Annotated in this window: 16 protein-coding genes; 7 read left to right on the top strand and 9 right to left on the bottom strand. The window is 40.6% G+C overall.

Annotation, left to right across the window (positions count from 1 at the left end):
* Nucleotides 1–73: 73 nt before the first annotated feature.
* On the bottom strand, nucleotides 74–1,930 hold the full coding sequence (locus VB654_RS10600) for a glycosyltransferase family 39 protein (protein ID WP_323213683.1): 1,857 nt from the start codon (nucleotides 1,928–1,930) through the stop codon (nucleotides 74–76).
* A 120-nt stretch (nucleotides 1,931–2,050) separates the two neighbouring features.
* Complete coding sequence (locus tag VB654_RS10595) at nucleotides 2,051–2,662, bottom strand: hypothetical protein (RefSeq protein ID WP_323213682.1); 612 nt, start codon at nucleotides 2,660–2,662, stop codon at nucleotides 2,051–2,053.
* A 440-nt stretch (nucleotides 2,663–3,102) separates the two neighbouring features.
* On the opposite strand from VB654_RS10595, the gene VB654_RS10590 reads away from it, so the two are divergent.
* Together VB654_RS10590 and VB654_RS10585 are read left to right on the top strand one after the other, a co-directional pair.
* Entirely contained in the window at nucleotides 3,103–3,456 is a 354-nt protein-coding gene (locus VB654_RS10590) for a DUF565 domain-containing protein (RefSeq protein WP_323213681.1), read from the top strand.
* Nucleotides 3,457–3,458: 2 nt separating this feature from the next.
* Entirely contained in the window at nucleotides 3,459–4,382 is a 924-nt protein-coding gene (locus VB654_RS10585; protein WP_323213680.1) for a glycerate kinase, read from the top strand.
* Between the two features lie 4 nt (nucleotides 4,383–4,386).
* Here the strand turns inward: VB654_RS10585 and VB654_RS10580 are convergent, their stop codons facing one another.
* The 3 genes from VB654_RS10580 to VB654_RS10570 all read right to left on the bottom strand — a co-directional run bounded on the left by VB654_RS10580 (nucleotide 4,387) and on the right by VB654_RS10570 (nucleotide 12,324).
* Nucleotides 4,387–5,346, bottom strand: a complete 960-nt coding sequence (locus VB654_RS10580) for a PleD family two-component system response regulator (RefSeq protein WP_323213679.1) — start codon at nucleotides 5,344–5,346, stop codon at nucleotides 4,387–4,389.
* Nucleotides 5,343–10,076, bottom strand: a complete 4,734-nt coding sequence (locus VB654_RS10575) for a PAS domain S-box protein (RefSeq protein WP_323213678.1) — start codon at nucleotides 10,074–10,076, stop codon at nucleotides 5,343–5,345. The genes VB654_RS10580 and VB654_RS10575 overlap by 4 nt, the downstream gene beginning before the upstream one ends.
* Nucleotides 10,077–10,866: 790 nt before the next feature.
* On the bottom strand, nucleotides 10,867–12,324 hold the full coding sequence (locus VB654_RS10570) for a protein adenylyltransferase SelO (protein ID WP_323213677.1): 1,458 nt from the start codon (nucleotides 12,322–12,324) through the stop codon (nucleotides 10,867–10,869).
* Nucleotides 12,325–12,545: 221 nt separating this feature from the next.
* Between VB654_RS10570 and VB654_RS10565 the strand changes: the two genes are divergently transcribed.
* The 4 genes from VB654_RS10565 to VB654_RS10550 all read left to right on the top strand — a co-directional run bounded on the left by VB654_RS10565 (nucleotide 12,546) and on the right by VB654_RS10550 (nucleotide 16,239).
* Nucleotides 12,546–13,772 carry an anhydro-N-acetylmuramic acid kinase gene (locus VB654_RS10565; protein ID WP_323213723.1) on the top strand — a complete coding sequence of 409 codons (1,227 nt, stop codon included), beginning with the start codon at nucleotides 12,546–12,548 and terminating at the stop codon, nucleotides 13,770–13,772.
* 59 nt (nucleotides 13,773–13,831) lie between these two features.
* On the top strand, nucleotides 13,832–14,278 hold the full coding sequence (locus tag VB654_RS10560) for a hypothetical protein (protein WP_323213676.1): 447 nt from the start codon (nucleotides 13,832–13,834) through the stop codon (nucleotides 14,276–14,278).
* 191 nt (nucleotides 14,279–14,469) lie between these two features.
* Nucleotides 14,470–14,613: a hypothetical protein gene (locus VB654_RS10555; RefSeq protein ID WP_323213675.1), complete on the top strand. Its 144-nt coding sequence runs from the start codon at nucleotides 14,470–14,472 to the stop codon at nucleotides 14,611–14,613.
* Between the two features lie 60 nt (nucleotides 14,614–14,673).
* Nucleotides 14,674–16,239 (top strand): serine/threonine-protein kinase, encoded by a 1,566-nt coding sequence (locus VB654_RS10550; RefSeq protein ID WP_323213674.1) that lies wholly within the window; start codon nucleotides 14,674–14,676, stop codon nucleotides 16,237–16,239.
* Nucleotides 16,240–17,189: 950 nt separating this feature from the next.
* Here the strand turns inward: VB654_RS10550 and VB654_RS10545 are convergent.
* The 4 genes from VB654_RS10545 to VB654_RS10530 form a co-directional block, all read right to left on the bottom strand.
* On the bottom strand, nucleotides 17,190–17,387 hold the full coding sequence (locus tag VB654_RS10545) for an NblA/ycf18 family protein (protein WP_089090660.1): 198 nt from the start codon (nucleotides 17,385–17,387) through the stop codon (nucleotides 17,190–17,192).
* 689 nt (nucleotides 17,388–18,076) lie between these two features.
* The gene (locus VB654_RS10540; protein ID WP_323213673.1) at nucleotides 18,077–18,817 is read right to left on the bottom strand and encodes a Stp1/IreP family PP2C-type Ser/Thr phosphatase; all 741 of its coding nucleotides are present in this window, start codon (nucleotides 18,815–18,817) and stop codon (nucleotides 18,077–18,079) included.
* Between the two features lie 15 nt (nucleotides 18,818–18,832).
* Nucleotides 18,833–20,518, bottom strand: a complete 1,686-nt coding sequence (locus VB654_RS10535; protein WP_323213672.1) for an AarF/ABC1/UbiB kinase family protein — start codon at nucleotides 20,516–20,518, stop codon at nucleotides 18,833–18,835.
* A gap of 122 nt (nucleotides 20,519–20,640) precedes the next feature.
* Nucleotides 20,641–20,967 carry a DUF6825 family protein gene (locus VB654_RS10530; protein WP_323213671.1) on the bottom strand — a complete coding sequence of 109 codons (327 nt, stop codon included), beginning with the start codon at nucleotides 20,965–20,967 and terminating at the stop codon, nucleotides 20,641–20,643.
* Between the two features lie 595 nt (nucleotides 20,968–21,562).
* Here VB654_RS10530 and msrA point away from each other — a divergent pair.
* Nucleotides 21,563–22,231: a peptide-methionine (S)-S-oxide reductase MsrA gene (gene msrA, locus VB654_RS10525; RefSeq protein ID WP_323213670.1), complete on the top strand. Its 669-nt coding sequence runs from the start codon at nucleotides 21,563–21,565 to the stop codon at nucleotides 22,229–22,231.
* Nucleotides 22,232–22,459 lie beyond the last annotated feature (228 nt).

Raw genomic sequence — 22,459 nt, 5'->3', positions numbered from 1 at the left:
AGGGAATTCTGAGTTTTACATTTATTCAGCCCGCCCTAAATAATTCCCATCTGAATTGAAATTACCAATTTGATCAAGAAATTTTAAATGTTTCTTTGTTCATGTTTCGCAAATAAACTCGAATTAACTGATAAGTATCTGTTGTTTTCAAAATATCATAATTGCCAGGTTGCAAGTTCATTTTCACAATGGATTTTGGTTCAGCTATAACTAGTAAAGAATGAACCGCTTGCGTTAGCTGAGAAGTGCGATTTTTAATATAATCGACCGCATCCTGTGTCAGAAGAATATAATTTACTGGCTTTTGTGTATAAAAGACAACGCTAGGCTTTTTGAAACCAACCATAATTAATTCTTCATCTGATAGCTGGTTTGGACTAGTAATTTGTTGTGCTTCTACCACCACAGCCGCAGATAAATCCCTCAAGGGTTGCTGACGTTGCCGATCCATCAAAAACAAAGCTGGCATTAAAACGATTATCAAAAATGCTGTAAATATCAATAAATTTACGTTAATAATGTTGTGCCAAAGGCGACTGATGATTAACGCGGCAATAATGAGCGCACCCACAAACCAAATGAACCCTCCTAGAGTGGGTAAACCTGCGTTTTGAATTAGTCGGGGAAAGCCTGGTGCAACTGAGTTATTATTGATTAAATTAGTGATCTGAAACATTGCCACTGCTAGGACTGTGAAAAAGATCACATTTATCCAAGCACTGACTTTGAGAGATGAGGAAGCAGAGGGGATATTTTGGTGTGGTTCGGGGAAAAAGTCACTCCATAACAGCGCTACCAAAATGGCTACAGCTGGCATTAAGGGCAATAAATAGCTGGGAAGTTTAGTGACAGCAATACTAAAAAAGCCAAAAATACTAATAAACCAGATACAGACAAATAAACCCAATTGTTGGGAGCGTTCTTGGGATAGCCAGTGCGATCGCTGCCAAAATTTCATTTTAGCCATTGCTACGGGTAAATACACAGAGTATGGTGCAAAGCCCAGTAGTACTACTAAAAAATAGAAATACCAAGGTGCTGAATGTCCATTCACAACCTCTGTGAACCGTTCTATATTGTGATAACCAAAAAAAGAATTAATATAGTCCCAACCGTTACGCCAAGTTACTAGCAGATACCAAGGGGATGATAAACCGAAAATAATCAGCATACCCATGAAGGGGCGCATTTCGCTTAAGACTTCGCGAATTTTGCCGACATAAATCATAAATGCCGCCATAATCAACACAGGTAAAACAATTCCTACAGGCCCTTTGCTTAAAATTGCCCCAGAAATTAGGACATAACAAGCCAAATACCATTTGTTTGGGAATAGAGATGCAGCTGACTTTGGCTGAGTTTCGGCTGTTTGTGCGTACCCCAGAAAAAAACATAATAACGCTGAGGCCATACACCCAGTCAGCATCATATCTGACACACCAGTTCTTCCCCAGACAATCATCTCAGGATTCAGTGCCAGCATTGCTGCGGCTATGAAAGCTGTGAAGTTACGGCGAATCGGGCGAGAAACTTGCTCTAATTCGTCTTTTTGAGCAAAATACCACTGTACTGTGTAAAAGGTTAAACCGATGATTCCTACAGATGCGATCGCGGAAGGTAACCGCACTGACCACTCATTTACTCCCAGAATTGAGTATGCGATCGCTTGACACCAGTAAATTAAAGCTGGTTTATCAAAACGAGTTTCGCCATTAAAAACGGGAGTGATCCAATCTCCTGTAACCAACATTTGACGGGAAGCTTCAGCAAATAATGGCTCTGTTTCATCAATTAAGCCCACGCTGCCCAAATTCCAGCCATAAGCCAGCCAACTAATCACAATGAGTATAGTCACCGCAAATACTGGACTTTTGGCTAGATTGTTGCCCCACTCGTTAACCGTACCCGGAAGACTCAGTTTGATCCTCATTATTTACTAGTTATTATTCAACGCTTCAACATAACTAGTCCATAGTCGTTGATTAGCCATGTTTTGTTCTTGTCTAGAAGGAATCCCAGATCCGATTCATTAGGTTGCTACGTAGTTGTATCAAGGACTCAGTATTAATAACCATTCTCGATTCTTAGTGTTCCATTGAGGCATAGATGTTTCTCCAACTACGTAAGGCCCCCAATAGCGGCGAGAACCATCTTGTGCAAAGGCAACTATGATATCTCCAGGTTCCAATTTTAGATTCCCATGAGGTAGGGATAGAATCAACCCCTGTTCACTACCTTCTTGGGGATCAAAATCCCAATGAGCTGGAACATCATAGTTAGTTTGTTGATTACCAGAATCTTTCACCTGTGGCTGTCGGGCTAGTAAAGCCAGGCGCACAGGTTGGTCTGTTTGATTACTCATGCGTAAAGTCCCTTGATTCTTGGCTGTAGCAGTTGAGTATTGACGACCTGCCAAGATATGGGTTTCGTTGAGTCCAATTTTATTAGTTGGAGTAGTTTCTGGAATTAAGGTGATTCTTTGATCTGGCACAGGTGGTGCAGGTTTTAGATTCTGTTCTGATGTATCAGGAGATACTGTTGAGGGTGTATCTGAATCTAATGATTCAAAAGACACACTTATTTCCCAGCATCCCACCATGAATCCAATTAGCCCCAAAGCACAAGCTGCTATTGCCGCGTTACGATATATTGGAAGATTCATATTGATAGTGGTTAGCAATAATATTTTGTTTAGGCTTGACCAAATATTAGCCTATTATCTCAAACGGTAATTCAAAATATTTAGCTAGTACAGTACGGCGTAAATAAGACTACCATTCCCAGCTAACGAAAAGCCTACATAATCAGCTGTTTGATTTTTGACTTTTAATTTTTAACCTACGCTTTGCGGTAGGAGGTTTTTGTATTTTCAAGATGTACAATGTATCAAAAATATCACTGTTAACAGGAAAATTGGGCATAAATGATTACATTAGTTGTCAAATAAAAAGGTGAAACAGCCTGAAGATTTTTAACAGACATGATCATCAACGCCATAAACAGGCAAAATAGTGCTGAGTATAAACTCAGTTGCTTTATTTTTGTCCTCACGCAATTTCCTTTTCGCCCCTACCTCCTCTCCCTTCTATTCTTCTATAATTTATGCAAAACACTCGTCTCACGAATTTAGTCGATTCCATTGCCAGTCGTTTGGGGCAATGGTTTTTAAATCCTTGGCGACGTTTATCGCTACTGTTGATTAGTTTCTTTTTTGGTTTTTTTCTGGGAACAGCTATTTCTACTATAGCTGGACAAAGAGGTCTATTAGATATTGTGATTGCTGGTATTTTGGTGGTATTAACAGAGGTGACTAGCAGACTATTTTATAGTCGTAACTTTTTGGAAAAGCGATTCCTGCGGAGCGCTCCGCTAACGCTTTTGGTAGAATCGCTAAATGTTCTCAAAGTCGGTTTTATTTATAGTATGTTTGTCGAATCCTTTAAACTGGGTTCTTAATCATGAATTTGTGGGAACAGCCAGCATCAGCAGGTTTACTCAACTCTATTTTTCCAACTTTTAGCCAATTCTGCCAAACCAACCTCAATAAACCACCAGTAGAAATGTTAGGGGTATTGCAGGATTTATGGCTACCATTGGGTATAAAACTAGCATCGCAGCGTCAAGGATTGGGACGACCGCTAATTCAGGGGATTTTAGGTGGACAAGGTACGGGTAAGACGACAATGTGCCAAATTTTGGGGTTAATTCTCCAGCATTTGGGATATCGGACATTGTGTTTATCCTTAGACGATTTGTATAAAAGTTATAGCGATCGCTTGGTTTTAACTCAGCAAGATCCCCGGTTGATTTGGCGAGGGCCACCAGGAACCCACGATCTAGATTTAGGCTTAAACCTCTTAGATCAGATTCGCCAGGGTAAAAGTCCCGTGAGTGTTCCCCGTTTTGATAAATCTGCACATCATGGTGCAGGCGATCGCACTACTCCAGAAATTGTTAAGGATATTGATATTGTACTATTTGAAGGTTGGTTTGTCGGTGTGCGACCAGTTGATCCCGATGTACTTAATTATGCACCGCCACCGATTTTAACAGCAGAGGATCGGGTATTTGCTCGTGATATGAATCGGCGACTGAGTGAATATCTACCCCTTTGGCAACGATTAGACAGCTTAATAGTTTTATATCCCACTGATTACCGTTGTTCAATGGTATGGCGGCAACAAGCAGAACAACAAATGATCGCGGCGGGTAAATTGGGGATGTCAGATGCAGAAATTGAGGAATTTGTCAACTATTTTTGGCGATCGCTACATCCAGAATTATTCATTACGCCGTTAGTGACATCGCCCACAGCAGTGGATTTAGTGATTTCAATTAATTCTGATCACAGTATGAGTGCTGATTCCAGTTGGTTTAGGTGACAAATTAATACTTGCCAATAGAGATAGATTTGATGCGATCGCGTCCTGCCAATTTTGCTTGATACAATGCTTTATCGGCGAGAATAATCACTTCTTGATAATTAGAATTAGGTTTAGGGATAATTGTAGCTACTCCAGCGCTGATAGTTACAGAGGCACTAACTGGGGAACTACTGTGGGGGATCTTCAATTCCCTGACAGCAGAGCAAATGATTTCAGCGAGAATGATTGCACCTTCTATCTCCGTATTAGGTAAAATTACAGCAAATTCTTCCCCCCCATAACGGGCAACTACATCAGCCGGACGTTTAATACTATGATTAATACATTGCGCTACCTCTTGCAGACAGTAATCGCCGACCTGATGGCCATAAGTATCGTTATATAATTTGAAGTAATCAATATCGCTGAGAATCATGGAAATAGGCAATTGTTCTCGCGCCATACGTTGCCATTCTTGGGTTAAATATTCTTCAAACCGTCGGCGGTTAGAAACTTGAGTTAATTGATCAATAGTCACCAATCTTTGCAATTCTCGATGAGCAAGTTCCAGCTGTTTCTGAAGATGGGATTGCTCAATCAAAAATTTCACTCGTTGACGTAGAACTGGCCAGTGAACTGGTTTGGTGACAAAATCAACTGCTCCCACTTCAAAAGCCCGATCAACAGATTCTTGATCATCTAGTCCGGTAATCATTAAAACAGGAGTAGACCGACCACACTCCAAAGACTGTAGCTGAGTACAGCACTCAAATCCATCCATATCAGGCATAATTGCGTCCAAGAGGATGAGATCCGGGTGCAGTTGCTGAAAAACATTTAAAGCCTTTCTGCCATTTTCAGCTTCTGCTATTTGATACCCTTCCCGTTCCAGGGCTAGTCGCAGTTGCATTCGGATAAATTGTTCATCATCAACAATCAGAATTAGAGCCGGAGATTTGTTTTCTGCAAAAGTAGTGTTCAATGTTCTATCTTTTCCAGTTCTATTTGCAAAGCTGTTTTCACTAGGTCATATTCCTTGTAGAGTTGTGAGCAAATTTCTTCGCTGCCTTCTAAATCACTACTTCGTCCTTTTACTTCTAGCTGTTTGCAGATTTTTGCTAAGTTTGTCGCCCCAACAGATGCACTACTAGATTTAAGAGTGTGAGCGGCCTGCCATAAAGTTTGGGCATCTTTATTTACGTATGAAAATTTGATACTATGTATAAACTTGGGAGTTTCTTCTAGATAACAATTAAGTAGTTGTTTAAATGCTACCTTATCTCCTGACATCATATCTCGCAAAGAATTGAGAATTTTAGTATCAATTATAATCCTTTCTCTATTGGGAGTAAGAATCTTCCTAACTTTGGGGTTGGGGCAAAAATTCGGTTTTTGAGACGTGAATTCCGGACTGTTTCGGGGTTGGCATTTACTGAGTGCTAGGGCTAAATCTTGCATTTGCACTGGTTTGCTAATGTAATCATCCATCCCAGCTGCCAAACAGATGTCGCGATCGCCTTGAATAGCATTGGCAGTCATGGCGATAATCCGAGGGCGAGAACTACCTGGATATTGCTGGCAAATTATTTTAGTTGCTTCTAAGCCATCCATTTCGGGCATTTGTACATCCATCAATACCACATCATAGGAACCAAGTTGCAATGCTTGAAGAACTTCCATTCCATTGACAGCGACATCTGCCCGGTAGCCAATTTTTTCTAGCATCAAAAGGGCAACTTTTTGATTTATTGCCGTATCCTCTGCTAACAGAATTTGCAATGGGTTTTCCTCTGCTATATGCAAATCAGGCTCAGAAGTTTGATGTTGAAAGAACCTAGCTTTAATGGGCTGATTATCCAGAACATTAGTTAAGACGTTGTACAGTTGAGACTGTTTAACTGGTTTAGTCAAAAATGTAGTAAAGGGGACATCAATAAATTCTGCACTATTTGATTTTTGATGAACGGAAGTCAGAATCACCAAGGGCAGATGTTCATAACCACGTTGGTGGTGAATGTGATTTACGAAGGTTCGCCAATCTATATAAGACTTATGCGTATCTAAAATGGCAATGTCGAACTTTTTACCCTGGCTTAGTTGAACTAAAGCTTCTCTTCTGGAATTAGCTGTATAGGTTTGCATTTTCCAAGATTCTGCTTGCAAGCTGAGAATTTTACGGTAGTGGGGATTTTCATCTACAATCAATAACCGCTTTCCCAGAAGTTGAGCTATTGGAGTATTATATTCAGTTACATTTGTATTGGCAGGTATTTGAGTAGTAATACTGAAGTAAAAGGTAGAACCTACAGTAGAGTCAGTGGATGTAACTAGCTTGCTATTTTTCCATCCAGGACGAGGATTACCACCTATACAGCCTTGGCTTTCCATCCAAAGAGTGCCACCCATAACTTCACTTAACCGTTTGCTAATTACCAATCCTAATCCTGTCCCACCATATTTTCGATTCATGGAAGCATCTGCCTGAGCAAAGGGCTGAAATAAGCGGTTGATCTTCTCTGGCGCGATGCCAATACCTGTGTCTTGGATAGAAAATAGAATTTTATAAACGTTTTGGGATTTCTTGCTGATCAGTTTCCTCGCATCAACCGAGAGTATGACTTCGCCCTCCTCGGTAAACTTAATCGCATTATTCAGAAGATTCATCAAAACTTGGCGTAAACGAGGTAAATCGCCGATAATCACCACTGGAACATCAGGCTGGAGGATGTAAGCTAATTCAATATTTTTTTCCGTTGCTTTCAGGGCTAAAAAGTCGATAACTTCTTCTATACAAGTTCTTAAATCAAAAGGCCGTTGTTCTAGTTCTAGCTTGCCTGATTCAATTTTTGAGAAATCTAAAATGTCGTTGATGATGTTAAGTAAAGCGTCTCCGCTACTGCGAATTGTCTCTAGATAGTCTCGCTGTTGGGGAGTCAGGTTGGTAGATAGCAGTAGTCCTGTCATGCCGATAACACCGTTCATCGGGGTGCGAATTTCATGACTCATCATCGCTAAAAACTCACTTTTTGCGCGATTTGCAGCTTCTGCTTGATGTTTTGCTTGCTCCAGCGCCAAATTTTTTACAGTCAGTTCTTGACGTTGGCTGGTTTCTTGTTCGAGTAAATAAGCCTGTGCTAATGCCATGCCAAGTCTCTCTGCAACAGCCTCTAGGAGTTCAATTTCTTCTGTAGTCCACTGGCGAAAATCGCCACACTGATGTAAGGCAATGGCTCCGTTGGGTTTGCCTTGATAGGAGGTGCGGACTGTCAAAATTGACTTCAACTCCATTTGTCGGCAGATATGTACAGATGATTGGAGTAAGGGATCAAGGTAGACATTTGGGGAAGCGATCGCCTGATCCTGGTTGATCATTTGCTCTGCATGGGGATTGTCTGTCAGAGCCATTTCTATGTTCCGGATGGAGATGTAATCGGGGACTACATACTCTGCTACTAGGGGAATTTGAGGTATGGGATCGCTACGATAAGAATGAATTAAACAACGATGAACTCCGAAGGCTTTGCCAATTTGAATAGCAGCTGTTTCAAATATACTTTTGCTGTGGAGACTTTCACGAATTTTTTGCGTAATTTGTCCCAGTAATAATGTCCGATTAAATTGACGTTTCAGGGCTTCTTGTGCTTCCACTCGTTCAGTAATATCTTTGGTAGAACCAACCATTCGCAATGGATTACCCTGTGCATCCCATTGAGCTTTAGCATGGACTAGTACCCACTTATAGCTACCATCATTACAACGCAGACGAAACTCAGTTACGTAATTGGGAATTTTTCTATTTAAATAATTGCGCTGCGTCATCATCATCTGTTCGTAATCATCAGGATGAATACGGCTTACCCAATCATCATTACTACTGATAAACTGATGTTCTTCGTCCTGCAAAAGTTCACTCCACTTAGCAGAACGAAAAGTTTGATTTGTGATGATGTTCCAATCCCAAATTGCATCTTGGTTAGCTTCAATGACTAGTTGCCAACGTTCTTCTTTTTCTCGCAGGGCTGCTTCTACTTTTTGGCGATCGCTAATATCATTTTGAATACCCACGAAGTGAGTTAATTGTCCATTTTCATTATGAATAGGTGAAATACTCAATTCATTCCAAAAACTATGACCATCTTTATGGTAATTAAGGAGTATAACTTTACAACTCTTGCCAGATTTGATAGATGAATGCAGTTGAGCCAGTGTTGATGCTTCGGTATCTTTTCCTTGTAGAAATCTACAGTTCTTCCCAATTACCTCGGAAGCATCGTAGCCTGTAATTTGCTCAAAAGCTCTATTAACATAAATAACTGGATGGTCAGGCAGTCTGGCATCAGCAATAATAATTCCGTTACTGGTAGCGGCCAGTGCGCGTTCTCTCAATCTCAAGGTTGCTTCTACTAGCTTGAGATCAGTAATATCAAACATGAACCCCCGCAACCTCTGAGGTGAACCGTCTTTGGTGCTAACATTGACAATTCCACGTAGCCAAACAACTCGTCCATCGGCAGCTAACATCCGATATTCAAATTCGTAGTTCTCGCATCGGGACATTGCTTCATAGCAAAAACGCACAGTTTTTTCTCTGTCCTGCGGATGTATATGATTGACCCAAAAATCTTCTTGATACCATTCATCAATGGGATAGTCTAGTACAGCCTGGGCTTGAGGTCCAACATAGGTAAATTTACAAGAGTTTAAGTCTAATTCCCAGGGAATGACTTTCACTGTTTCTAATAACTGCCGTAAATTATTTTCACGTTCTGCCAGGGCAATGGCTATCTGTTTTTGCTGCTCAATGCGGTTATTTAGTTCTTGATTTATAGCTGCTATCTCATAATTTTTAAATTTTGCAGCCTGGAGTAAGTAGGTAGAAAATGCCAGCATCCCCGACAATGATAGGCCTGCCAGCAATACAATGGTTGGTAGAGGTGATTGTAAGTCTATTAATAATTCTGGAATTGGGTAAACTTGGACTCGCCAATTGATACCGTACAAGTCTATATTTATTTCTTGTTGCCCATCTAATGGTACTAAAAATTGTGGGTTATTATGGTAAATTAGCTGCTCATCTTCCCAAATTTTAATCTTGTAACCTGGTGGTATTTGTAAAACTGAATCTAGCAGGGGGCGAATTTGAAAAACTCCTAATATAAATCCATCGAACTTATTTTGTACAAATAGTGGTACAGCTACTAAAAATCCCTTACCGCCCTGAACAAGATTGACTGTGCGACTCACCGTTATTTGTTGTCTGTCACGTGCGGTTTCTAGGGTGACGCGTCCTCGCAACTTCTGGCTGATATCAAGGTTTTGGGCATTTTCATTGCCCAATTCAGGTACAATCCAGCGTACCCGAAATGATGGATCAACCCATTGAATAGCCTGATATCCTCCAAAGTCTTTGACGCAATTAGCCGCATCTGCTTCCCATTCTGAGCGAGGGATACCGCCGCGTATTTGCCAACGGTTTTTCATGCGTTCTAAAGCCAGAATGCGAGTTTTGAGTTCACTAGTCAATTCAGTTTGAATTGCGATCGCTTGCTGTTGTACAAGTTGTGATATGTGGCTCTGCTCTCCAATTAGTAGATTTTGCCATAATATGCATACTGCAATTGCAACGACAAATCCCACAATTAGCGGCAGCAATACTCGTTTGCTGACAATTTTCACAGATTTAAAGGAATCATATCTGTGATGCCTACCCACTTATTTTTCCTCCAGAGCTTTTACCACAAACTTTAACGTTAAATTTGTTAAAATCTGAATATTAACGAAACAATAGCAATTTTTTGTCCAGATAGACTCATATTTTAAACTATTAATTCTTTTATTTTTCAGGATAATTAATCTTTGTCAGCGTTTTAAAGATTTTTTATCTAAAATCAGAATTAGTATTTTTCTAAATTATCAATCACATTAATTGCTGGTATTCCAATTTAGTGAAAAGTGATGTTAATATCAAGCCAATTAGAGCTTGCTGTTCGCGTAGCGTGCCGTTAGGTATAAAAGTTATTTATGAGAATAGGGAACAGGGTTTTAAGGATTTATATTGGTGAAAATATCTCGAATATGCAATCAATCAATGTATAATTTTTCATCTTCACAAGTCTGATTCCTTGTACTTTTTTAACTTTTCAGATTCCTGAAACCCTTGATGGATAAAGATTACACTTTTATTCAGCCAGCCCTAATTATGCGTAATGCAAACCAATATTGAAGGTTAGTCCGCACAGGTGACTTTCCAAAGGGAAAGCCACTACGGATCTTGGTTGTGTAGCTGTAAATTCTAGTACAAGTTGACGAAAATCAACAAACCATTCAAAATCAATGAAAAGCTTAGAAAATAAGACTTTTGACTTTTGCCCTGGGTACTAGTACAAGTCGGCGTAAATAAACAGACCATTTAAAATCCTTGAAAAGCCTGTTTGATGAGCTTTTTGACTTTTGACTTTTGACTTTTGACTTCCGCGTAGCGGTACTAATCCCTTCAATAGTTTTAACTCTTTGACTGAATTCTTTGGACTAAATCATTAAATGGTTGCCAATTATCTTCTTGGGCAATAGGTTCCCAAACCGATTCAATTATTGGTCTTAATAAGGCCGTTTGGGGATTATTATGAACAAGATTTTGGGTGATTACATCCATGTGTTCATGTTCAAAATAATTAAGTATTTTATGGTACATCATACACCAATTGTTGAAAATATTTGATGTTTCTGATGTAGGTATAATGGCAGCATCTTGCATCACCATTTCTCGCTGATCGCGCCATTTATTTGTAAAGGTACGCGCTATTTCATAGAAAAACTGGTGATAACCAACTTGGCTCTCTTGTAAGAATTGAATAGTTAAATTTAACAATTCATTGGCTTCTGGCAAGTGCAATTTCTCAAAACCTAGTTTTTTCAACATTAACGAGCGATATTCAGCCTGATAATACTGATTAAATTTTGTTAATTCTGACTCCATTGCGGCTTTGTCAATAATTGCCTTTAAAGGTTCTTGGAGCATTTCTAAATTCAACTGACAAATACTTGGTTGATGGCTATAACAATAGCGTCTATAGTAGTCGAAATAGGCAGCAGTAAAGTATGGGTCATAAGTGGGAATGAATGCATAAGGGCCATAATCAAAGCTTTCTCCTGTAATTGACATATTGTCAGTATTCAGAACTGCATGACAAAATCCAGCCGCCATCCACTGCGCTGCTAGTTTCGCTACCCGTTTGACTAATTCTGCATAAAATAAAACATATTGATCTTTTTCGGCCATTAAATGAGGGTAATAATACTGAATTACATGATCTAAAAGTTTCTGGCTTAAATCTGGTCGCTGCAAATAATGCAAGCGTTCAAAAGTGCCAAAACGGATATGAGAACTGTTCACCCTCACCATGACAGATGAGCGAGTAGGTGAGGGTTCATCACCCCGCCACAGAGATAAACCAGTTTCAATCATTGTTAAACAGCGAGAGGTGCGTACTCCTAATTGGTGTAATGCTTCTGCGGCTAGAACTTCTCGGACTCCACCTTTCAGGGTCAGCATTCCATCACCACCACGAGAGTAGGGTGTTCTACCAGTACCTTTTGTGCCAAAGTCGTACAGTTCGCCATCAGTAGCGCGGACTTGTCCGTAGAGAAAGCCTCTACCATCACCCAAGTTAGGATTATATGTACCAAACTGATAGCCGTGGTAACGCAATGCTAGTAATGGTTTGCGTCCCTGAAATTTACCAAAGGCGTTGCTAAAGTCTTCGTCGGTAACGGTTTGGGGATTTAGTCCCAAAAGAGGTAGCAGTGCATCATTACGCCAACGTAAAATATGTTGAGGAAAATCCTCTGCACTTACTTCGTCGTAGTAATCATCACCCAAAGATGCCAATGCTGGTTCATAGTTGAGGGTGAGAAAAGGATTGTGAAAATTTTCGTTATTGGGAGTTTCAGCCAAATTCATTACGGGCAAAGCTAATGGATTCTACCTTTTATCCTACCGTCGGTAGCAGACAGTGGGCGAGTCAACATCACGAATAAACTTTAAGAACAGGACTGGGATGAAATTCGTTGCCTGAATGCAGCCAGAATTTGATTTTTTTCCAGGCTGTTACTGTTAACTTAGGCTAAAAACAGTAGTATAAATTGAAGATGACCTTGCAATCTCCACAAGAATCTCTGCCAATGCCTCCGACTAAAAAAGTTACCGGATCTACTCGCGTTATCGGTTTAATTAGCGGCACTTCCGTAGATGGTATAGATGCTGCTTTAGTAGAGATTTCTGGTAGCGATTTGGATTTGAAAATTGAGTTGCTGGCAGGAGAAACATATCTCTATGCTGCTGAATTAAGAGAAAAAATTTTAGCTGTTGGTGCAGGCGTTGCTATCTCAATGGCAGAATTAGCAGAAATAGATGATGCGATCGCTCTTGCTTTTGCTCAAGCTGCTCAAAATATCCAAATCGGTCACAAACCAGCAACTTTGATTGGTTCCCACGGTCAAACTGTCTATCATCGACCGCCCCAAGGGGGAAGTCACAAATCCAACTCCTTGGGTTATAGCTTGCAATTAGGTCGGGGTGCTTTGATTGCCCATCTGACGGGAATTACCACTGTGAGTAATTTTCGCTTGGCAGATATTAATATTGGTGGTCATGGTGCGCCTCTTGTGCCGAGAGTAGATGCTTTTTTGCTGAGTGATTCCGTACAAGGACGTTGCATTCAAAATATTGGTGGAATTGGCAATGTTGCTTACATTCCGCCTCGTGGTGGTGATTGGCTGTCAAAAATTCGCGGTTGGGATACTGGCCCCGGAAATAGTTTATTGGATTTGGCTGTACAACATTTAACTGATGGTGCTAAGTCATTCGATGAAAACGGCAATTGGGCAGCCACTGGTGTTCCTTGCAATTCATTAGTAGAACAATGGCTGAAGCAAGATTATTTTCATCTCCCTCCACCTAAATCTACAGGTCGTGAGTTATTCGGTGTGGCTTACCTGCATCAATGTCTAAAAGATGCTGAACCATACCAACTTAATGCTGCTGACCTACTGGCAACACTTACAGAACTAACTGTTGCTACAATTGCTCACAGTTATGAAACTTTTTTACCCCAAATGCCTGAGCAGGTGTTATTGTGCGGTGGCGGTAGTCGTAATTTGTATTTAAAACAAAGGTTACAGTTATTGCTGCCTTCAGTACCAGTTTTAACGACAGATGAAGTCGGCTTGAATGCGGATTTTAAAGAAGCGATCGCCTTTGCTGTTTTAGCTTACTGGCGATATCTGGGGCTTCCTGGTAACTTACCTGCTGCCACTGGCGCACCTGATGAAGTCCTTTTAGGAGAAATTCATTTAGAGGACGGTAATTATAAAAAGGAGTTAATGAATAGCACAACAGTATTACCATAGTATTTGTATTTACGTCATGCTGTACGAGGGATATTGGATCAAGACAAGGAACATACAAGGTGGCTCACACTTTTTTATTGGAACCAGGACGCTGGATGATGGAAGGCAATTGGCTAGAGCGTCATGGTATGCCAATCAGCGTTAAAGGTATGACCTTGGTAGCTTGGAATCGAGGTAATTGGTTCACTATGGCGACAAAGCTGATATTTCCAGGTAGCGATCGCTCGGAAATCTCTTTGCAATATAGAGGACGCTTGGATAAAGGAGAACGTCAGTATAGTTTTTTACTGCAACATAATCTGTTAGGACAAATTGAAGGTGAGGGTTGGATTGGTGTAGATACTATTGTGCAGCGTTATTGGGTGCTAGGCGATCGCCAACGTCGTAGTGGTTTTGAAACCATTCACCGCATTTCCGAACAGACATATTATCTCAGTAGTGGCGTGATGGCAGGTCATGTCCTCACCAACACAATAGAAGCTAGTTTAGAGCGTCAGTCAATTTGACCGAAGAGAGGCAGAAGGCAGAAATACAATTTTTGCCCTCTCCTATCAGGATCACAAACCCCTAAATTTATTTCTGGGGAGTTCTCAATCCGGCTTGGTACAATATCAAAGTCACCACTTTAATGTATTTTGTAACAGAAGATATTTAGTTAACCAAAATTGGGCAAGCTAGAATCATAGCAAAGTACTGAGTGCTGTCAAGCTTTGCGGGTATGACGGCGCTGAGTATAAACCCCATTTTTCCAGGACTTCAAGCAATTAACAATGCCTTAGTCTCCTTGGGGGTAGCTATAGATCAATCTCAAAGTCCGGCAGATTATCAAATATCACGATAAATCTACCATCTACTATATAAATATTAATTACGTTGATTGAATATTGGAGTCGAATTTTCTATGTCAGACCCCAACATTGGTCGCTTAGTCGGCAAACGCTACCAGCTTCAAGAGTTAATTGGTACTGGAGCTATGGGAAAGGTTTATCGTGCTAAGGATACTTTGTTGGGAGGCGTACCTGTAGCCATCAAGTTTTTAGCTTTATCTATACAAAATAAAAAGATGCGGTTGCAAGACCGCTTTGAGCGAGAAGCGAAAACCTGTGCCTTGCTAGGGCAAAAAAGCATCCATATTGTCCGAGTCATGGACTACGGTGTAGACGAAAATCATACGCCGTTCTATGTGATGGAATACTTACAGGGAAACAGCCTTAACCAGATCATCCGCCACAAAAGTCTAACGTTCCCTCGATTTTTGAGTATGGTGCGTCAAATCAGTTTGGGGTTGAAGTGCGCTCATGATGGGATTTCAGTTGATGGCAAAGTTTACCCGATTATTCATCGTGATATCAAGCCCAGCAATATGCTGGTAATTCAAGACCCTAGTTTTGGAGAATTAGTCAAGGTTCTAGATTTTGGGATAGCTAAGTTACTAGAAGCAAATAGCGACCAGACAAAATACTATTTAGGAACAATGGCTTATTCCTCTCCCGAACAAATGGAGGGGAAAAAATTAGACAATCGCGCCGATATTTATAGTCTGGGCGTGATGATGTTCGAGATGCTCACAGGCAAAATGCCCTTAGTCGCCCCAACTCATTCTTTTGGGTCATGGTATAAAACACATCAGAATAAAGAGCCACGTTCCTTTACTGAGGTTGCTCCCACCTTGCAAATTCCTCAGTCAGCCAAAAATTTAGTGATGAGTTGTTTGGCTAAAGCAGCAAGCGATCGCCCCAACAGCATTAATGAGATCCTTCAGGTGATAGAATCTCTGGAGCAGGATGAACGCCAACCATCAAATTTACCTGATGATTTTGATGCAACTACTGCCCTGGCTATTAAGAATAAAATAGAGCTAAAAACAGAAGCTAATTTGCCCGAATCTTTATCAAACGATGAATTTGCTTTTGTTCGTGAAGTTTCCTGGCCTAAAAATAAACCAATTGCCGATATTGTTTTCCCAAAAAACATCAGCCAACCCAATGGGGAGATCCTCCCCGCCCTATGGGTGATGTTACCGCAGCAAGAAATTATCAAACGCTTAATCTGCAATATTTATAATCAATTTTTGTTTATTACTGTTCCCCACCCGATGATACTCTGGATTACTGTGATTTACAATCGCCAACATGGAGCCAAATTTTTACCGTATTATCTGGATATGAAAACTAGCCTGGGTCAAGAAATTGCCAGCTTACTGGCACATACGGGTTCCTATCGTTTGTTGTTATTTGCACGGGAAATACCAACTCGCTGTTCTCATGTCTTACTATCCAGTATTGACCCAGCCCAACCCCAAAGACTGCAACAGTGGATAGCCATGAGTAAAACCTTTGTGTCATCTTCCCATCCTGATTTGAGTAAAAATTTACTTAAAAACGAGTACGAAAAGATGAAGCCCAAAATTTTGGCAAAGTTGGAAAAAGTAACCACAGGTTTCTCTGTTAATACTCCCATCTCGTAATATCAGGCGTTCTTCAGAAGGCAAAAGTACGAAGGCAGAGGGCAGAAGAGAATCCCCGGTTAAAATTCCAAGTAGACAATATTAATCTTTGTTAAGAAAAATATATGCTTAGTTGTCAGCTGTGTTTATAAAAAATATAATAAGTATCAATGGCAATTAGTTCATTAAAGACATGGGGTTTGCTGTTCGCGTAGCGTGCCGTTAGGCATAAAAGTTTTGCCGTGGAGTTAGGGAACAGGGAATAGTATCAACTATCTGTCATTCCCAAATTTTCTGATTTATTCAACCCAAAATTCACACTTTTGATGGTACACCCTTCAAAAGCCTTGCACCTAATTTCGGGTTTGTCAGCCTCCAACCTTTGATTGATCCGGGCTTTACATTTATTCAGCCAGCCTGACATGGAGAAATCCTCTGTGACTTGTTGTTAATAGTCTCATCCTCTGTAGACAGACCAGAAATCAATTCCGCACCAACAATCATCTGTATATACAGCAGTTTGCAGGTAGATGAGGTACAGATATTAATACTAAAACTCTTGTGGGGTTAGGCATCCTCTCCATCTTAGTGTGCCTCTAGAAAATTAAATATGCTGTATAAATGACAGACAGATGAGGGGTAACTTGCGAAATGTTCAGAATAGCAAAATTGCCGTTAAAGTTGGTCAAGCGAGATTTTTTATGTAACCCCAAAATTACAGTAGACAGTCAAACTGTATCAAGCTTATAGCTGAATGCTGAGTATAAAGCCAGTTACTTTAAGGCTTTGAGCCATTAATACTGTTCTCGCTCTTATGAAAACTGCTATATAAATTTACTCAGTCAAGCTTTAAGTCTCAAATTATCAGTATTTAGTTGTTTATTTGAGTTGACGCCCCAGCATCCCCAGCTCTTTTCCTCCGTGGAACTAAGCAAGAGAAGGAGGTCGCCCACTGCGACACACATACTACCCTATGCCATAGTGGAACCTGAATCCAAGCCCCATTGATGCTTGAGCAACTCTTGATAGGTTGCTTCTCGCACCATCATTTGCTCATAAAGCTTGACCAAAAAATCTTTAGCTTGGTCGTTACTCATGTGCTGTACTTGGCTAGCAAAGGATCGGATGCTAAATTGCTGTTCCAAAGATAATTCGATGGGTTGGCTCATAATAAACTCCGAGAAAAACAACGCGTAAAATTTATGTCGATTACAGCAATCTCAAAGGTATAAAAAGTGATTAAGTACACTTTATACATTTGTACTCTGTATTAAGAAAGATAACAATTGTTTGACGAATTGCCCACATCCTTATGGATAAAATTCCCGTTTTGTGATTTTGCACCTCAGCCAACTGATGTATAACCTGGGTTTACCAAAGCAAATCTGAGGCAGAATTTGGTTTTTGGATACCATCGGTAAGTTAGTTGGAATTGAAATACCTTCATTTATTTTTGACTCATTTCAACGTCTCCTGTACGGAGGTGCTGATGGAGGTGTAGCAAAAGGTATTAAGCGTTAATTATATTCGCTTTATATCATTAGGTGCAAAAAGTCAATGTACCAGATTGTGCAATATAAGTCTCCAATAGGTAAATTTGGAGGTTAAAAGTATTTGTATCAAGTTGTAAATATGAAAAATGCTCAGGCTGAACAAATCGCTGAGTATATCTACTAAAAAAATGATTTATTTGCAATTTTGGATTTTAATAGTCATTAGGCACGAGTTTTTACACTCACTAGGGGCGGGGCTTTGTCCAGGATGTCCACTCCAAAAAAGAAGCAGGTATCACTTAATTCATCCGCCTTATTAGCCCTATGAGCTTGTGGATGGGAAAATCCAAAATTGCAAATCTCAACTATTCTGAAGCGTTTTCTTCCAGTGAAACCATGATAATTGTGATATTATCATGCCCTCCTTGCGCTTTGGCGGCTTCAATGAGAGCCAAGGAAGCTTTTTCTAATATGGGAGAGTTACGGAGGTGGTCAGCAATACTCTGATTGTTCAGTTCTTCGGTCAGACCGTCACTGCATAGCAGTAGGCGATCGCCTAATTTCACATCTAACTCCTGCACATCAACTTGATGCAAGTCTTCCCTACCCAAACACCTAGATAATATATGGCGATAGGGGTGATTCCGAGCTTCATTTTCAGTAATATCACCCAGCTTGATGGCTCTAGCTACCCAAGTATGATCTTCAGTGATTAATTGTAATTGTGACTTCCGAAACCGATATAATCTAGAGTCACCAACATGAGCGCACCAAGGCGAATCAGGTGAGCGAAAGATCACGACGACGACTGTAGTCCCCATATCGGCGCGTTCGGGATGGTGTTTCTGATCTTGAATGATGGCTTGATTTGCTTGCCATAGGGCTTTTTCTAGCAGCTTTGCGGTCGGTTCAGTAGTATCCCAGTGAGACACCAAAAAATTTTGAATTTCCTGCGTGGCGATGCGACTTGCTTGTTCACCCCCTGCATGACCACCCATACCATCAGCAACAATAAAAAATCGCCCTTCAGGGTCGATATAGTAAGCATCCTGGTTACTAGAACGAATAAGTCCCGGATCGCTAGAACCCGTGAAGTTAAGTTTCATAATTTTTGAGAACAATTAATAGGTGCGGTCATAACGGTCGAGGCGTGATAGCAAGCGAATCAGAATGACTGACACTGCTACGGCAATTAAACCAGTTAATACAGCCAGCCATACATAACGATTAACCAATAAAATTGTAGCGGAAAGAGTAAATCCACTGATAATTAAAGCGTAGGTTGTGCCTAATTGAATGTTACTTTGCCTGCGTAGCAGACGCTCTGTTTCTATAGAGCGAACACGCACACGCATATCACCGCGTTCTAACTTCTCTAATGTATCCTCTAATCTCCGAGGCAAACCGAATGCAGTTGTACTGACTTGCACTGCTTGGCGACTTAATTCATTGATAAAGCTATTATTATCAGAACCATTCATATTTGTTATTAGTTGCATTGCATAAGGTTGGGCAACTTCCATAAAGTTAAATTCTGGATCTAAACCTTTGCCTACCCCTTCTAGAGTAGAAAAAGCTCGCATCACAAAAGTGAAGGTTGCGGGAAATCTAAATGGCTGATTATAAGCTAATTCATACAAATCGTCACTGATTGCGGCCACAGACTGATTTTCAAAAGGTTGATCCATGAAATGGTCTAGCATATATTGGACAGAACGCCGCACTGGCCCCATATCATCCGTAGGGGCGATCGCGCCTAAATCGATCAGAGACTGCACAACGCGATCGCCATCTTTTTGAGCAATGCCAAATAGCGTTTCCATTAACCCTTCACGCACATTAGACTTAATTTGTCCCATCATGCCGAAGTCGTAGAAAATTAAATCACCCTTGGGACTAACGGCAATATTACCTGGGTGAGGGTCAGCATGGAAAAAGCCATTATTTAGTAATTGCAACAAGTAAGCTTGAGCGCCTTGACGTGCTAACACCTTACGATCTAAACCTGCGGCTTCTAGAGCTTCATATTGACTAATTTTAATTCCGGGGACATATTCTAAAGTCAATACTTTTGGTGAAGCATAACGCCAGTAAACTCTTGGGACTTTTACCCATTCATAACCGCGAAAGTTCCGGCGAAAAGTATCAGCATTGCGACCTTCGTTGAGATAATCAATTTCTTCCCAAAGAATGCGACAACACTCTTCATAAATTCCTAGCCAATCGCGCCCCCGTCCCCATTTCGGATGGTTTTGAAAATAGTAAGTGATGCTCTTGAGAATCTGTAAATCGATTTCAAATAGCTTCTTGAGTCCAGGACGTTGTATTTTCACTACAACTGCTTCCCCGGTGTGCAGCACAGCTTTGTGTACTTGCCCTAAACTAGCCGCCGCGAGGGGAATAGGTTCAAAATTTTGGAATAACTCCGGAATTTTCTTCCCTAGTTCTTCCTCAATACTTGTTTCTACTTGCTCATAACTAAAAGCAGGCACTTTGTCCTGTAACTTTGCCAATTCTTCGACATATTCACCGGGAAATATATCAGCACGGGTAGAAAACAACTGCCCAACTTTAATAAAAGTTGGCCCTAAGTCCAACAGGGTATTACGAATCCAAACCGCTTGGGCTTTGCGTCTGGCAACTTGCTTGGCCTCAGTCATACGCCAACCATAACTCCAAGATTTGTTGTAACGCCAAAGCTTGAACATTAAGGTCAAGACAAAAGACCAAATGTGTATAAAGCGCCATGTACTAGTGTAGTTTTCCCGATTCCAACGGTATGCCTGATCTGAATAACCTGTTTCCATATTTTTTGTGTACCGTTGGTTGTTAACCAAATCCCTTGGATGAAAAGACACTCTGATTTCTGAATTATTTACGAGCAAGTGTCATGTAATCATGACTAATGACTAATGACTAATAGCCAAATTTATACAGAACTGCTGCGATAACGTTGCAATTCATTTCGCAGGAGGGCAATTTCGGCTCTGAGTTCATCGATTGTTGCTTGTAAGTCAACAGAATCAGAACCAGAGTAGCTACCACCGGGGGTACTTTGACCAGAATTAGCCGCTTCAGCCGCCCGATTTGCCCGTTCTAAGACCTCTTCTGTGAACTGGCGCATTTGTTCTCTAGCTTCGGCATCAAATTTGCCTAAATCACTCAAAGCGTCGGTTACAGCTACCTCTAGGCGTTCATTAATAACTTCGGCCACAGCTCTGCCTACAAAAAAGGCTTGTACAAAGGGGTTACTCATAAATTTTTGTTACGTTGCTCCGCAAGAGAATTATAACTTGCTTACCTGCTTTGCGGCTTCTGCTAAAGAGCGAGAAATTTGAAGTCAGAGACGACTATCATATTGTGGGGTCATTGCTGTACAATAGCGTATGTATTTTCAAAAAAAACATGGTATTTTTATACATTAATTAGCGCAGCTTAGAAGTTCTTGATAGTATCTTTATGATAGATAATTAATTTCATCGTAAGTGTGATTTGTAACATATTAGTTTGTGTGAAATTACTATAAATTATATTTCGGTCTGTAAACCTTATTTTTAAAGAAAATTCTAGGTTTAGATGGAAAATTCAGCATAACAAGTACGAATAACCATAAAATTACCTCAGTCTTAAATTAAGTTTTAGCGATGGCTTCGCGCCACAGGTATGCTGGTTTTTGACATTAAACTCAGCAAATCGCGTTGCGCCCTCTCAAAGTTGTAGGCGATTAGGTATTACCAAAATAATCAGGTGAATTTTGCGTAAGTCCTGTTCCAGAATTCCCCAAGCTGTACAAGATTCTTTAGAATATTAAGTAAGGTAAAGAAATTTATGAGAAATCAGAGTTAAAAACTATGGGACTATTTGGATTTGGTAAAAAGCTGACTATCCCCACTCCTGAAGAAGCTTTGCCAGGAAGAGCAAAGTCGATGCCAGTACCCAATGAACATTATGTCAATAAAAATCCTTTAAAAGCACCTTTTCCCGAAGGATTAGAGCAAGCAGTATTTGGCTTAGGTTGCTTTTGGGGTGCAGAACGCAAATTCTGGCAACTTGAAGGAGTATATACAACTGCGGTGGGTTACGCTGCTGGTAGTACCCCCAACCCCAGTTATGATGAAGTCTGTACCGGAATGACTGGTCATAACGAGGTAGTTTTAGTTGTGTTTGACCCCAAAGTGATTAGTTATTCTCAACTACTGAAAGTATTTTGGGAAAGCCATAACCCCACCCAAGGAATGCGCCAAGGTAATGACGCAGGCACTCAATATCGTTCAGGAATTTATGTTTATTCCGAACAGCAAAAACAGTTAGCCGAAGCATCACGGGATGCATATCAGGAACCTCTAAGCAAAGCAGGCTATGGCAAAATTACCACAGAAATTTTAGATGCGCCTGAATTCTATTACGCAGAAGCCTATCATCAGCAATATTTAGCCAAAAACCCCAACGGTTATTGTGGGTTAGGAGGAACAAAAGTTGCTTGTCCTATCGGTGTAGTTGAATCTCAAGTTAGTGGTTAGCTTGTAATTCGTAATTGATAATATTTCCTATAGCTACGCCACGCTGCGCTATCGGAAACGCTACGCGAACGTAATTCGTAGTTGCAATCAGTGGTTGCTCCATATCGTATATCTGGGTGGGGCTTGTACACTCTTAATTAGGGCTTGCTGTTCGCGTAGCGTGTGAGGATAGGGAACAGGGAAAAGTTATCTGTCAGCCCCAATTACGAATTACGAATTACGAATTAT

The sequence above is a fragment of the Nodularia sp. UHCC 0506 genome (assembly GCF_034931045.1).
Lineage (GTDB): Bacteria > Cyanobacteriota > Cyanobacteriia > Cyanobacteriales > Nostocaceae > Nodularia.
This window is presented reverse-complemented; position numbering and strand designations above follow the sequence as displayed.

Coding starts and splice junctions, on each gene's coding strand:
- VB654_RS10600 (WP_323213683.1), bottom strand. CDS start 1,930: ATGAGGATCAAACTGAGTCTTCCGGGTACGGTTAACGAGTGGGGCAAC.
- VB654_RS10595 (WP_323213682.1), bottom strand. CDS start 2,662: ATGAATCTTCCAATATATCGTAACGCGGCAATAGCAGCTTGTGCTTTG.
- VB654_RS10590 (WP_323213681.1), top strand. CDS start 3,103: ATGCAAAACACTCGTCTCACGAATTTAGTCGATTCCATTGCCAGTCGT.
- VB654_RS10585 (WP_323213680.1), top strand. CDS start 3,459: ATGAATTTGTGGGAACAGCCAGCATCAGCAGGTTTACTCAACTCTATT.
- VB654_RS10570 (WP_323213677.1), bottom strand. CDS start 12,324: ATGAATTTGGCTGAAACTCCCAATAACGAAAATTTTCACAATCCTTTT.
- VB654_RS10565 (WP_323213723.1), top strand. CDS start 12,546: ATGCCTCCGACTAAAAAAGTTACCGGATCTACTCGCGTTATCGGTTTA.
- VB654_RS10550 (WP_323213674.1), top strand. CDS start 14,674: ATGTCAGACCCCAACATTGGTCGCTTAGTCGGCAAACGCTACCAGCTT.
- VB654_RS10545 (WP_089090660.1), bottom strand. CDS start 17,387: ATGAGCCAACCCATCGAATTATCTTTGGAACAGCAATTTAGCATCCGA.
- VB654_RS10540 (WP_323213673.1), bottom strand. CDS start 18,817: ATGAAACTTAACTTCACGGGTTCTAGCGATCCGGGACTTATTCGTTCT.
- VB654_RS10535 (WP_323213672.1), bottom strand. CDS start 20,518: ATGGAAACAGGTTATTCAGATCAGGCATACCGTTGGAATCGGGAAAAC.
- VB654_RS10530 (WP_323213671.1), bottom strand. CDS start 20,967: ATGAGTAACCCCTTTGTACAAGCCTTTTTTGTAGGCAGAGCTGTGGCC.
- msrA (WP_323213670.1), top strand. CDS start 21,563: ATGGGACTATTTGGATTTGGTAAAAAGCTGACTATCCCCACTCCTGAA.